Origin of the sequence: Methylobacterium sp. (assembly GCF_028290105.1) — a bacterium.
In the GTDB taxonomy this organism is placed as follows: domain Bacteria; phylum Pseudomonadota; class Alphaproteobacteria; order Rhizobiales; family Beijerinckiaceae; genus Methylobacterium.
In genome coordinates this window covers 1-12,567 of the sequence record NZ_JAQGKL010000311.1, presented here as the reverse complement: position 1 = coordinate 12,567, position 12,567 = coordinate 1, and the positions used below count along the sequence as shown (strand labels likewise).

Annotated in this window: 11 protein-coding genes and 2 pseudogenes; 11 read left to right on the top strand and 2 right to left on the bottom strand. The window is 67.9% G+C overall.

The genetic code is table 11. The features are described from left to right. From glnA to JWQ05_RS20405, 11 genes and pseudogenes are all read left to right on the top strand, one after another. Positions 1–539, top strand: a pseudogene (glnA, locus tag JWQ05_RS20455) (glutamine synthetase); the annotation flags it as partial. Positions 540–727: 188 nt separating this feature from the next. Further along, positions 728–1,438: a hypothetical protein gene (locus tag JWQ05_RS20450; RefSeq protein WP_299662658.1), complete on the top strand. Its 711-nt coding sequence runs from the start codon at positions 728–730 to the stop codon at positions 1,436–1,438. Between the two features lie 228 nt (positions 1,439–1,666). After that, positions 1,667–2,422: a guanitoxin biosynthesis heme-dependent pre-guanitoxin N-hydroxylase GntA gene (gntA, locus tag JWQ05_RS20445; protein ID WP_299662655.1), complete on the top strand. Its 756-nt coding sequence runs from the start codon at positions 1,667–1,669 to the stop codon at positions 2,420–2,422. A 2-nt stretch (positions 2,423–2,424) separates the two neighbouring features. Next, positions 2,425–3,387, top strand: coding sequence for a methyltransferase (locus JWQ05_RS20440; protein ID WP_299662653.1), 963 nt, complete (start codon positions 2,425–2,427; stop codon positions 3,385–3,387). A gap of 2 nt (positions 3,388–3,389) precedes the next feature. Continuing rightward, positions 3,390–4,337, top strand: a complete 948-nt coding sequence (gene egtD / locus JWQ05_RS20435; RefSeq protein WP_299662651.1) for an L-histidine N(alpha)-methyltransferase — start codon at positions 3,390–3,392, stop codon at positions 4,335–4,337. 39 nt (positions 4,338–4,376) lie between these two features. Beyond that, positions 4,377–5,276, top strand: a complete 900-nt coding sequence (locus JWQ05_RS20430; RefSeq protein ID WP_299662649.1) for an MBL fold metallo-hydrolase — start codon at positions 4,377–4,379, stop codon at positions 5,274–5,276. 189 nt (positions 5,277–5,465) lie between these two features. Further along, positions 5,466–5,945, top strand: coding sequence for an Hsp20 family protein (locus tag JWQ05_RS20425; protein ID WP_299662646.1), 480 nt, complete (start codon positions 5,466–5,468; stop codon positions 5,943–5,945). Between the two features lie 86 nt (positions 5,946–6,031). Next, on the top strand, positions 6,032–6,412 hold the full coding sequence (locus JWQ05_RS20775) for a hypothetical protein (protein WP_366944623.1): 381 nt from the start codon (positions 6,032–6,034) through the stop codon (positions 6,410–6,412). Positions 6,413–6,501: 89 nt separating this feature from the next. Then, entirely contained in the window at positions 6,502–6,792 is a 291-nt protein-coding gene (locus JWQ05_RS20415; protein ID WP_299662643.1) for a hypothetical protein, read from the top strand. Between the two features lie 220 nt (positions 6,793–7,012). Continuing rightward, positions 7,013–7,414, top strand: a complete 402-nt coding sequence (locus tag JWQ05_RS20410) for a thioredoxin family protein (RefSeq protein WP_299662661.1) — start codon at positions 7,013–7,015, stop codon at positions 7,412–7,414. Positions 7,415–7,417: 3 nt separating this feature from the next. Continuing rightward, positions 7,418–8,137, top strand: a complete 720-nt coding sequence (locus JWQ05_RS20405) for a cytochrome c biogenesis protein CcdA (protein ID WP_299662640.1) — start codon at positions 7,418–7,420, stop codon at positions 8,135–8,137. Positions 8,138–8,330: 193 nt separating this feature from the next. Here JWQ05_RS20405 and JWQ05_RS20400 read toward each other — a convergent pair whose 3' ends face one another. Together JWQ05_RS20400 and JWQ05_RS20395 are read right to left on the bottom strand one after the other, a co-directional pair. Next, positions 8,331–11,066, bottom strand: coding sequence for an EAL domain-containing protein (locus tag JWQ05_RS20400; RefSeq protein WP_299662638.1), 2,736 nt, complete (start codon positions 11,064–11,066; stop codon positions 8,331–8,333). Between the two features lie 212 nt (positions 11,067–11,278). Then, positions 11,279–12,567: pseudogene (locus tag JWQ05_RS20395) on the bottom strand (hypothetical protein); the annotation flags it as partial.

Below are 12,567 nucleotides of genomic sequence, written 5' to 3'. Positions count from 1 at the left end.
TTTCCGAAACCTGCCTGTTCTACATCGGCGGTATCATCAAGCACGCTAAGGCGATCAACGCCTTCACCAACCCGTCGACCAATTCCTACAAGCGGCTGGTCCCCGGCTACGAAGCCCCGGTGCTGCTCGCCTACTCGGCGCGCAACCGCTCGGCCTCCTGCCGCATCCCGTGGACGACGAACCCGAAGGCCAAGCGCGTCGAGGTCCGCTTCCCCGACCCGATGGCGAACCCCTACCTCGCCTTCTCGGCCCTGCTGATGGCCGGCCTCGACGGCATCATCAACAAGATTGATCCGGGTGCCGCCATGGACAAGGATCTCTACGACCTGCCCCCGCGCGAGTTGAAGAAGATCCCCACCGTCTGCGGCTCGCTTCGCGAGGCTCTGCAGAACCTCGATCGCGACCGTGCCTTCCTCAAGGCCGGCAACGTCTTCACCGACGACCAGATCGACTCCTTCATCGAGCTGAAGATGACGGAGGTCATGCGCTACGAGATGACCCCGCACCCGGTCGAGTTCACGATGTACTACTCGCTCTGAGAGCGGGCGGGCCGGGCTTCGCGCCCGGCTTCGCGGAGACGATCCAAGACGCCGGGGTTCCGTGATGGGGCTCCGGCGTCTCGCGTTGTGGCACGGCCGGACGCAGTGTCGTTGTGCCCTCGGACGGCGTCGGAACCGAGCATCGCCGACCGCGCTTGCCGACCCGATACAGCGGGCGGGAACGCGCAATGCCAAAGACCGAGAACGAAGACGCCCCCGCTCGACGCGGCGCCAGCCTGGAGCGCACCAACGCCCTGGTGCAGACCCTCGCGATCATCGCGGCGGGCGCCTGGGCCGTCTACACCTTCATCTACGAGGCCCGGATCAAGCCGGCCCTGAAGCCGCCCGCCGTCTCGGTGACGACGAACTTGGTGCGCGCCGGCGAGCGCGGGCAGCACGTCGCCATCCGCTCCACCGTGACGCGCCGGAACGTCGGGCAAACCGGGGTGCGTGTCCTCGGCATCGTCTACAACGTCACCGGCGTGCGTGTGCGCTTCGCGGAGGCAGGCGGCGGTCAACCTGCGAACCTGAGGCCGGTCCCCGACCGCACCACCACGGCACGGGCCTACGCCTTCGACGGACCGGGTGAAGCGATTCTGCGTGAGAGCCGATTGTTCGCGGGTGCCACGGACGCGGGCGGAGAGCCCTCCGACCTCAATCCGGGCGAGGCTGTCTCGCGCGACCTCATCGTCTACGCCGACTGCGACCACTACGATTTCGTACGTTTCGAGGTGAGCCTCGCCTACACGAAGGCGGACGATCCAGCCGTGCGCCTGCGCTTCGAGACGGCGGCGGACGGCACCCTGGCTCTGCGCCCGCGCGCCGATTGCAAGGCCGAGCCGGAGACCTGCGAGCGCCTGAAGACGACCGACTTCGCCACGGAATTCTCGCTCTGGTGACCTCAGCGGCCCGCGTCGCGGGAATCGGCGGCGGATCAAGATCTTCCCGGTGGATGCCTCGGTTTTCCATGGAACACGAGGCTATCCGACAGCCTTCACCTCAGGCTGTAGGCGTTCCTCGTATCGTCGGCGTCGATCTGCCCAGGCAAGGGGTTGATCGCTGTTCACGATGATATCTGGTGACGGAGTCCTGCGGCACTTTGGTGTTGCCCTGAACCTTGAGTGTTTATGCTGCTTCCTCCCGACGATACGGCTCATCCCCTGGCTGAACGCTTCCGCGATTTCATTCGCCATCGGCCGTTTCCCTGCGTGGGCGCCAAATCGGCCCTGTCGCGCGGGGGCATGACGGTGATCGTGGCGCAGGGCATCGGCACGCCGACGGACGATGCCCGGATCTACGCAGCGCTCCTCGCCTTCGTCTGGCGCTACCGGCAGGCGCCGGAAATGTTTCGCAGCTTCGTCGTCCTGTTCGCGGGTCCGTCGCCCAGCTCCGAGGAGGCGTTCGAGGCGGCCCTGTGGTCGCGGGTGCAATCCCTCTCCGACCATGATGGTCATCTCGGCCAAGCCCATGATTCCCGCGTCGGCGAGGACCCGGAAGACCCGCACTTCTCGGTGAGTCTCGGCGGCGAAGGGTTCTTCATCGTCGGCCTGCATCCGGCCGCGAGCCGGCCCGCCCGGCGCTTCGCCGCGCCCGCGCTCGTGTTCAACCTGCATGACCAGTTCCAGCGCTTGCGAATGGAGGGGCGCTACGAAGGCCTGCGCGACAGCATCGTGGCGCGTGACGTGGCCTTCGCGGGCTCACCCAACCCCATGCTGGCCGAACATGGCGAGCGCTCCGCTGCCCGCCAGTTCAGCGGCCGGGCCGTCCCGGACGAGTGGACCTGCCCCTTCCGCCGTCGCTCCGAGCCGGCCGCCTGGGATGGCGGGGAGGTCATGGCGGCCCTGCGCAAAGGTGCCTTCGTCACCGACGGCAGGGAGGGCTGAGGATGAATACCATCACGCAAGCCCTGCCCTTTCCAAACGTCGAGCCCGATGCGCTGCTCGCCCTCGTCCGGGCGGTGCGCGAAACGGGCTACCGCTTTATCACTGTCACGCCGGCCACCCACGCACGCGTCAACGCCCGGCCGGAGAATGCCCGAGCGAAATCGTTGCGCGATGTGCTCGGCTGGAGCCGTCCCTTCGCACCGGATCTTCTTCCGCCAGAGGTGTCGAGCGCCCTGAAACAGGCCGGCGCACTGGTTCCGCACGGCAACGATCTCTGCGCCACCGTGCGCCTCTCCAGCCTCGACGGGGGCCTCTTCCTGCATTCGGCCTATCCACCGAGCGCCGCCGATGCCGTCTTCTTCGGTCCCGACACCCTGCGTTTCGTGGACGCGGTGCTCGATCATCTTCAAGCCTGGACGGCGCCCGTGCATCGCGCCGCCGATATCGGCTGTGGTTCGGGGGCGGCCGGCATCTGCATCGCCAAGCGCGTGCCGGATGCGGAAGTGGCGCTCGTCGACATCAACCCGGCAGCCCTGCGGGCGGCGGCGGTCAATGCCCGGTCGGCGGGGGCCGGTAACGTCAGCCTTCATCAGAGCGACATGTTACGCGCGGTGGAGGGTCGCTTCGATCTCATCGTCTCGAACCCACCCTTCATGATCGACCGGAGCGAGCGTGCCTACCGTCATGGTGGCGGCCCGCTGGGTGCAAGCCTCTCTCTCCAAGTCATCGACGCGGCCTGCGAGCGCCTGAGCCCCGGCGGCAGTCTGGTGCTCTTCACCGGCTCGGCGATCGTCGACGGGACCGATCCGTTCCGCGAAGCGGCCGGGGCTCTGTGCGCGAAAGCCGGTCTGACTTGGACCTATCGCGAATTCGACCCGGACGAATATGGCGAGGAGCTCGGCGACCCCGCCTATGGCAACGTCGAGCGCATCGCCCTCGTCGTCCTCACGGCAACGCGGGCGTGACGATGGCTGCCGCTCCGCTGATCGATAATTCCAGTGGCGCGGAGTTCCTGCGCGACGTCCTCACGGGCCTCTCCGCGACACCGCGAGCCCTGCCAGGTAAATATCTCTGGGACGCGAAAGGGTCCGATCTGTTCGACCGAATTTGCCAAACTGCCGACTACTACCCGACCCGCCGCGAGATGGCGCTCCTGCCCCAAGTGGCGGCGGAGGTGGCGTCCCAGGTTGGCCCGGGCGCGACGGTGGTGGAATTCGGCAGCGGCGCCAGTCGCAAGATCCGTACCCTCCTCGACGTCCTGGAGGCGCCTGCCGCCTATATCGCCGTGGACATCTCCGGCGAATACCTCGCCGACGCGATCCGCCGTCTGGCACCCGATTATCCGCAGGTCGCCATGCGGGCGGTGTGCGCCGATTACGCCAAGCCGTTCACGCTCCCCATCCCTGCTTCCGGCGGACCCGTCCTGGCGTTCTTCCCAGGGACCAGCATCGGCAATTTCGCACCCGTGGAAGCCGGCGCATTCCTAGCCCGTGCCCGCGAAGCACTCGGCTCCTGCTTCTTCCTCGTCGGCGCCGATCCCACCGTCGAGGCCGAGATCCTGCACTCCGCGTATGGCGGGGCCGATGGTCTGATGTCCGCTTTCCACCGCAACATCCTGGCGCGGATGAATCGCGAACTCGGAACCGATTTCGATCTCGATGCCTTCCGGCACGGTGTTCGGATTTGCGATGAGCCCTTCCGCGTCGAGGCGCATCTCGTGGCGCGCAAAGCCACCAAGGTGCGGCTCGGCGGCACCGTGATCGCCTTCGGAGCCGGGGACAGCATCCGCACGGACACCTCGCACAAATACACGCCCGAAGCCTTCGCGGCCCTGGCCGTGGCGAACGGCTGGGAGCCTGTGCAGCACTGGTTCGGTGAGGCCGGCGGCTTCAGCCTGCACCTGCTTCGGAGCTGATCTCATACCCGCCTTTTGGCCCTACCTGGGAAAGCACGCATGGCACAGCAGGTTGAAGTCTCGCCGGAGGCCGTGATCACGGGCCTGGACGCCGAGGTGGACGAGGCCGGCGGCACCCACGCCATCATGCCGGACCTCGCCTACCGGCGGCTCGCCATCGCCAACGTGGTCCTGTTCGGCTCGGTGGGAGCCGGCGACCGGGGTTGGGTACTGATCGATGCGGGCGTTCCCGGAGCGCGCGGGCGCATCGAGAAAGCCGCTGCTGCACGCTTCGGCGAGGGTGCGCGTCCCGCCGCCATCGTGCTCACCCACGGGCACTTCGATCATGTCGGTGTGCTGGAAGACCTCGCGGAGGCCTGGGACGTGCCCGTCTACGCGCATCCCCTGGAGCGCCCCTACCTCGACGGGTCCGCGTCCTATCCGCCCCCCGATCCGAGCGTCGGCGGCGGGTTGATGGCGCGGATCTCGCCGCTCTACCCGACTCGGCCCGTCGACGTCTCGAAGCGCCTGCGCATCCTTCCCGAGGACGCCACCGTGCCGTCGATGCCGGGCTGGCTCTGGATCCATACGCCGGGCCATAGCGCAGGCCATGTCTCGCTCTGGCGCGCGAGTGATCGCACGCTCATCGCGGGCGATGCCTTCGTGACCACCGCGCAGGAATCCGCCTACGCGGTGGCGGTGCAGGAGCCGGAAATCCATGGCCCGCCGATGTACCTGACGACCGATTGGGAAGCCGCCCGGCGCTCCGTCGAGACCCTGGCCGCTCTTGAGCCCGAGCGGGTCATCACCGGGCATGGGCGACCCCTAGAGGGGCCCGACATGCGTCGCGCGCTCGATGCCTTGGCAAGGGATTTCGACCAAATCGCCGTGCCGAAGCACGGTCGCTACGTCGAGGATCCGGCGATTGCGGCCGATGGTTCCGCCTATCGAAAACCTTGAGGATCGATACGCAACAGAGCTTTCGTTCGAGGTTCAAAAAGCCCACGAAATTTTCTGAATCACCGGCGGAACCATTTCGATCGCTCGGCATTCTGCGGGATGTGAGGCTTATCGCAGCTCACCGGAACGGCGCCGGCTTCGGTGTCCGGCGTCGCTCATCGTCATGTCGCTCTTGAGGAGGATGTGGATATGAGAACCTTCGATCTCGCCCCGCTGTTTCGTTCGTCCGTCGGCTTCGAGCGTCTGTTCGACATGCTCGACCAAGCCGGTCGCGTCGAACCGATGACAAGTTGGCCGCCCTATAACATCGAGAAAGCCGGCGAGGATCGCTACCGGATCTCCCTCGCGGTGGCGGGCTTCGCCCCCGACGAGATCGACCTCGTCCAGCACGACACCTCGCTCCTGGTGACGGGACAGCGAAGGGAGTCCGAGGGCGAGCGGGCCTACCTGCACCGTGGCATCGCCGCGCGCAGCTTCCGCCAGACCTTCAGTCTTGCCGACCACGTGACCGTCACGGATGCGCGGCTGGAGAACGGATTGCTCTGCATCGACCTGGTCCGGGAAGTTCCGGAGGCGTTGAAGCCGCGCCGCATCGCCATCGGCACGGCACGCGACAACGCGCCGACGCGGCTCGCCGACCGGACGAAGCCGGAGGCCATCGCGGCGTAGGCCGTCACCCGGGCAACGCCGGCCGCTCGCGGGTGACATGATCCGTGGGCGGCATCGCGATCTCGTCTTTCGGAGGAGAAATTGTGATGATCTCGATCGACACGATGGTATCCCAAAGGTCTTCCGACGTCCTGGCGCCCTGCGAGGCACCTGAACTCCAGCATCTCGGCCCAGTGGCGCCCGTGGCTGCGCGCATGAGCGGCTTCGATGCCTGGACCGCCTATGCCAATCCGGGGGACCTGTTTCGCCATCCGCGCGAAGTCCTGGCGCATCCGGGCCTGAACCTGTCCGACAAGCGCGGCATCTTGGCCTCCTGGGCGTCCGATGCCTGCGCGGTGGAATCCTGCCCCGGACTGCGCTGCCTCGTCGGCTGCCGGGCGGAGCCGGTGCCCCTCGACGCGGTGCTCGATGCGCTCCGGGCCCTCGACGACCTGCCGGGCGTGGCCGCTCCGGCGGTCCTGAACTGAGAGAGCGGGACGTCATGGCGACTTCCCCCTCTTCGACCCAACGCTTTGAAACGAAACGAATTTCGGGGCGCCGTGGCGGCCTGCCGGACATGGAGCGCGCCCTCCTCAACCCGGCCGCCGCCTTCGCCATGCCGGAGGATGTCCTCCGGCAGAACCGCCTCCTGCCCGGGTGCAAGCGCGAAATCCTGCGCCGTTGGGCCTGGGACGAATACCTGAAGGAGGTCGCGGCCGGCGAAGGCATGGCGGAGGGCGAGCCCTCGCGGCTCGACGCGGTGAAGCGCGCGTTGCTGAGCCTGGGCGAGACCTGGCACCCGCAACCGAGCGCACCGTCCGCGGCCATTCCGGTGAATTTTCCCACGCTCGAAGCCTGCGCGGCCTGATCGCGCGAAGTGCAACATCCTGCGTGGCCGGGCGGTCCGTCACGCGAACTTGTGCAGGATCGCGTGAAACAGGTCACGCATTCTCGGACAGGACGCTCGCCGTACCGTATGCATCGCGAAACGAGCGCCGGACGAACCGGAGCGGCGACACGGTTTCGAGGAGCGAGGCGCCATGCGGAGATCCGGCCATCGTCCAGCCACCGATGCGGGCAGCGTGACGCTGCCCAACCGGCGCGTGGTCCTCGCCCTGCTGGCGTTCGCGGCGTCGGCCCGGTTCGGCCCTGCCTGGGCGGCGGAGACGGCGGGGACCGTCCCCTACACCCCGGAAGCCTTCGCGGCGGCGCAGAAGGCGGGCAAGCCGATCCTGGTCGAGGTCAGCGCGCCCTGGTGCCCGATCTGTAAGATCCAGAAGCCGATCCTGGCCGAACTCCGCCAGCAGTCCCGCTTCCGCGACCTCGTCGTCTTCGAGGTCGATTTCGATTCGCAGAAGGACGTGCTCCGTCGGTTCGACGCGCGCATGCAGAGTACGCTCATCGCTTTCAAGGGCGAGACCGAGACCGGCCGCTCGGTGGGCGAGACCCAGCCCGAATGGATCGAGGGCCTGGTCGAGAAGACGCTCTAGGCCATGGGCACCGGCCTCGGTCTGGCTTTCCTCGCCGGCCTGCTGTCGGTGCTCTCGCCCTGCGTGCTGCCGCTGCTGCCGCTGGTTCTGGGGGCGGCGGCGGCCGAGCACCGGTTCGGCCCCGTCGCGCTGGCCTGCGGGCTGGCGCTGTCCTTCGTGGCGATCGGCCTGTTCGTCGCCACCATCGGCTTCGGCCTGGGACTCGACACCGGCCTGTTTCGCACCGGCGCGGCGATCCTCATGATCGGCCTCGGCCTCGTCCTGCTGCTGCCGGCGGCCCAGACCCGGCTCGCCGTGGCGGCGGGGTCGTTGAGCGACTGGACCGAGCGCCGGTTCGGCGGGCTCTCCACCGCCGGCCTCACGGGACAGTTCGGCGTCGGCCTGCTCCTCGGCGCGGTCTGGAGCCCCTGCGTCGGCCCGACCCTCGGCGCGGCCTCGCTGCTGGCCGCACGCGGCCACGACCTCGCGGCGGTCGCCCTCACCATGCTGCTGTTCGGGCTCGGCGCGGCCCTGCCGCTCGTCCTCCTCGGCACCCTGTCGCGCGCCGTGCTGATGCGCTGGCGCGACCGGATGCTGGGCCTCGGCCGGGGCCTGAAGGCAGGCCTCGGCCTCCTCCTCCTGGTGACCGGATGCGCCATCCTGCTCGGGGCCGACAAGGGCCTCGAAACGCTCCTCGTCGAGGCCTCACCGGACTGGCTGACCCGGCTGACGACGCGGTTCTAAGGGTCAGGACTCGATCGGCCTCCTGTCCGAAGGAGTCCGCAGATCGGAAAACCGTCGAACCGGTGTCGATCGGCGAGTGCTCCGGGCGGAGAAGTGTTCCAGCACTGTGAGTCCGATCCGCAAGACGAGGTCGCCTTCGGCATCGTCGAATCCGGCGGCGCGCCTATGATCCGGACACGGTCGAGTCTGCGGTCTAGGCGGCGGCGCCGATTTGGACGTCGACGAAGCGTCGGGCATCGGATGCCGAAAGTGCTCTGCTGAAGAAGAAGCCTTGCACCTCCGTGCAGCCCTCCTTGCGGACCTGGTTGAGCTGTTCGATCGTTTCGACCCCCTCCGCCGTGATCGCGGTGCCCAGATGGGTGCCGAGGCCGACGACGGCCCTCACGATGGCGGCGGAATCCGGATTGGTGATCTCGCGGATGAACGAACGGTCGATCTTTATCTTGTCGAACGGAAACCGGCGCAGATAGCTCAAGCTTGAATAACCGGTTCCGAAGTCGTCGAGCGCGATACGCACGCCGAGCGCGCGCAGACGGTGCAAGCAGGCGATGACCGACTCGGCATCCTGCACCAGGACGCTCTCCGTGATTTCGAGTTCCAGTCGGGTCGGCGCCAAACCGGAGGCCGACAGGGCTTGCAGGACGCTCTGCTCCAGGCCGGGCTGCTGAAATTGAACCGCCGAGACATTCACCGCGACGCGCAGGTCACGGGGCCAGAACGAAGCCTCGCGGCACGCCTCGCGCAAGGCCCACGCACCGAGCGTGACGATCAGACCCGTCTCCTCGGCGAGCGGGATGAAGTCGGCCGGCGAGACGGCCCCGCGCACGGGATCCTGCCAGCGCAGGAGGGCCTCGAAACCGACGGCCGCGTTGCTCGCAAGGTCGATGACGGGCTGGTAGTGCAGGACGAAGCCGCCGGATTTCACGGCGTCCCGCATGTCGCGTTCGAGACTGTCGCGTGTCGCGATCATCGCGTCCATGCCCGGCTCGTAGAAACGGAACGTGTTCCGACCGGCCGCCTTGGCCTTGTAGAGCGCAATATCCGCGTTCTTGAACAAGCTGTCGGCATCCTGGGTCTCGCCCGACCCGAGCGCGATGCCGATGCTCGCTCCGATGCTCATCGTGGAGCCGTCGATTTCGACCGGCTGGCTCAAGGCTGCGAGGACCCGTTCCGCCACGAGGCCCGCCGCCTGCGGGTCTTCCAGCCAGGACAGGATCAGGGCGAATTCATCGCCGCCGAGCCGCGCCACGGTATCGACCTCCCGGGCCACCCCGGTCAGCCGCTCCGCAACCGCGCATAACAGCTTGTCGCCCGCGGGGTGACCGAGCGTGTCGTTGACGGCCTTGAACCGGTCGAGATCGCAGGCGAGCACCGCAAAGCCGTTGCCGTGCCGCTTCGCGTTCGCAAGCTCCTGGTTGAGCCGGTCGCGAAACAGCAGCCGATTGGGTAGCCCGGTCAGGGCATCGTGGATCGCCATGTGGGCGATCTGAAGCTCGGCCTCCTTGCGTGCCGCGACATCGCGCAGGGAGGCGACATAGCCGTTCAAGGCGCCGCTGGCCGGGTCGCGCGTCAGGCTGAAGGAAATCTCGACCCAGGTGTAACGCCCGCCTTTGCACAGGTAGCGCTGGCACGTGACGACCTGCTCGACGCGTCCGCTGGTCAGATCGTCCAGAATACGGCCGTACGCTTCGGCTTCGTCCGGGTGCACGGATTCCAGCGGCCGCGTTCCGACGAGTTCCTCCGGCGCGTAGCCCAGCACCGTGCTGGAGGCGGGCGAAACGTATCGACGGGTCGTATCGAGGTCGCACCAGATGATGACGTCGGTCGTGTTTTCCGCCAGCAGGCGGTAGTGAGCCTCCGCCGCGCGAGCGATCTTTTCCTTTTCCAGCAAGGTCCGGTTTGCGTCCGCCAAGGCTTCCGCATGCCGGCGGTCGCGTCCGAGCACGCGTAGCCGAAGCATCAGGAACGCGAGGAGCAGGGCCGTGATGCCGAGACCGGCCGCGACGGCGCGTTGCCGCTCGCTCCGGAGAGGAATCATCACCTCGTCGAGCGACTTGCCGACGGTGACGATCAGAGGCAGCGAACCGACGGTCCTGTAACCGACGATGCGCGTGACCTGGTCGAAGACGCTCTGCACCTCGTAGGTGCCGGCGGAACGTTTCAGAAGCTGATAGAGAACGCCCTCGCCGGTCCCGTTCGAGCTGACGTTCCGCTCGTACATCCCCTCAACGTGCGGGTAGCGCGCGCGGATATAGCCGTCATAGCCGAACAGCCCGATGCTGCCCTCGGACCCGACATCGACCGCCTTGAACTGGTTCGACAGGTAGTCGGGATCGATGGAGGTCACGATCACGCCGGCGAAGCTGCCATCCGGCCGGCTGAGGCGACGCGCCGTCTGGAACACGTATCGACCCGTGAAGCGGCCCGTGAGGGTGCGGTCGATATAGAGCCCCGGATCTTTCCCGGCCGCGAGGGCCTGAAAATAGGCCCGGTCCCGAACATTGAAGGTTGGAAGTCCGGGCGCCAGGGGCGTCCGCGAGGCCTGAAGCTCGCCCGCCACGTCGTACATCGAGACCTGGGTCGTCAGTTCCTCGAGCGAGGTCGCGCGCCTCAGCCATGCGGCGAGATCGAAGGCGTCGGGATCTTTCCGGAAATCTTCGGCGATGAACTGCATCACCTGGTCGACCCCGGCCAACAGGCGCTCGACGTGCTTTTCGACGCCGATTGACAGGTTGACGGCGTCGCGATGCGTCTGCTCGCGGATCGTCCGCTCCCGGGATTGCAGATGGTAGGCGAGACTCGCCCAGACGAAGGTCACGGCGGCCATCGTCGCGAAAATGAAACCCGCCCGCGACCATCCGAAGGAAGAGGGTGTGGGCTGAGCAGCAAGGCCCGTTGTCATCGGCGAGCGCTTGATGCGGGGTGACACGGATAGAGACCCCGGGTGATTAGCCTTCCAACGGTCCAGGCCCGTCGGATACGAAAGGGCTCATCTTGTACACATCAAGGAGCTTACAAATCGTTGTGCTGGTTCCAGGATGACTGGCGGTCTTCGCTCCGTAATCACCAAGTCAATATTTGCGCCCGGACATTGCAACGCGAGACTTCATCAACCTGCGGTCAACCGCAGGTCGAGACGATTTACCCCGCCACGGCGCGGTCCGCACGTCGATTGCGGATCAGCGAGACGAGCGCTCCGACGATGATGGCCAGGATGGCGAGGGCGATGACCAGCAGGGTGATCGTCCGGTTCCAGAGGGTGTCGAGGGCGAGGTCGGTGGTGACGAGCTCGGGGCGGGCCGGGTCCGCCATCACCGCGAGGCGGTAGCCGCCCACGTGCAGGCCGGAGAAGACGTAGTTCACCCGCCGGGTCACGATTCCGGTGCGACCGGGCACGCTGAGCGTGGCATCGCAGATGTGGAGGATGACCTTGGCGCTGCACGTGCCGTCGCTCACCCGGCCACCGGCCACCGGCCGCGCGGTCTCGCGCACCTGCCAGTCGGAGACCACCACCGGTGCGGTGTAGACGGCGCAGGCCGCCAGGAGGGCACAGAGGGACGCCACGCCGAACAGGACCCAGGCCGTGTTGGCCCAGCCCTGGCCGGACGAGGGCAGGCGCGCGGGTCCAGGTTGGCCGGCGAGCGCGGGCACGCCGCCGGCCATCGCGGCCTCGCGACCGGGCGGGCGGGTGGCTCCCTGTTTCTCGGCCAGGATCCGCCGGGCCTGCGCCATGGCGCGGTAGCGGCCCAGGGTGTCGGCGAAGTCCTGCGGCTTCATCCTGCGCGGCAGGGCGAGGGCCACCGTGACGACCCGGCGCTTGGCATCGAGCGTCACGCCGCGTCCGCCCGGGACGCGCTCGGGAAACGGGGCGTTTGGCAGCAGCAGGCGCGTGGCGAGGCCGGTCCGGTTCACGGAGATATCGAGATCGGCGACGTCGTCCCAGGGGATCGTCCGGTCGAGGCCGGGCACCGCCAGCCCCTCGGGGCGAAGGACCAGGGTGATTCGCTCGCCCCGCCAGAGGCGGTAGGCACCGAGCGCGCCGAAGAGCGCGCCAAGGACGAGGGCCACGCCCGCGACGAGGCGGGCCTCCCCGCTCGAGAGCCCGGGGAAGCCGAAGAGGGCGAAGGCCAGCGCCACGGCGCCGAACAGGGCGGCGGTCCCCACGAAGACGAAGGCGGCGGGACGGCTGTTGTCGCGCAGCACCAGATCCTCGGTGTCGACGCCCGCGGCGGTCGCCTCCAGATGGGCGCGGACCGCGTCCTCATGGGCCCGCACCGCGCCGACGAAATCGGCGGTCGCCGCCCGGCTCAGGGCCCCGGAATCGGCGAAATAGGCGCCGAGCTGCCCCAGCGCGTGCGGCGGCGGCGCGGCGGCGGCGGCGGCCAGCAGGGCGGGTTCGAGCGCCACACCGAGGGCGGCCACGCGCTCGC

What these genes read in the sequence shown, in the direction of transcription:
- JWQ05_RS20430 (WP_299662649.1), top strand. Translation starts at nt 4,377, where the DNA reads ATGGCACAGCAGGTTGAAGTCTCGCCGGAGGCCGTGATCACGGGCCTG.
- JWQ05_RS20415 (WP_299662643.1), top strand. Translation starts at nt 6,502, where the DNA reads ATGGAGCGCGCCCTCCTCAACCCGGCCGCCGCCTTCGCCATGCCGGAG.
- egtD (WP_299662651.1), top strand. Translation starts at nt 3,390, where the DNA reads ATGGCTGCCGCTCCGCTGATCGATAATTCCAGTGGCGCGGAGTTCCTG.
- JWQ05_RS20450 (WP_299662658.1), top strand. Translation starts at nt 728, where the DNA reads ATGCCAAAGACCGAGAACGAAGACGCCCCCGCTCGACGCGGCGCCAGC.
- JWQ05_RS20405 (WP_299662640.1), top strand. Translation starts at nt 7,418, where the DNA reads ATGGGCACCGGCCTCGGTCTGGCTTTCCTCGCCGGCCTGCTGTCGGTG.
- JWQ05_RS20425 (WP_299662646.1), top strand. Translation starts at nt 5,466, where the DNA reads ATGAGAACCTTCGATCTCGCCCCGCTGTTTCGTTCGTCCGTCGGCTTC.
- JWQ05_RS20440 (WP_299662653.1), top strand. Translation starts at nt 2,425, where the DNA reads ATGAATACCATCACGCAAGCCCTGCCCTTTCCAAACGTCGAGCCCGAT.
- JWQ05_RS20775 (WP_366944623.1), top strand. Translation starts at nt 6,032, where the DNA reads ATGATCTCGATCGACACGATGGTATCCCAAAGGTCTTCCGACGTCCTG.
- gntA (WP_299662655.1), top strand. Translation starts at nt 1,667, where the DNA reads ATGCTGCTTCCTCCCGACGATACGGCTCATCCCCTGGCTGAACGCTTC.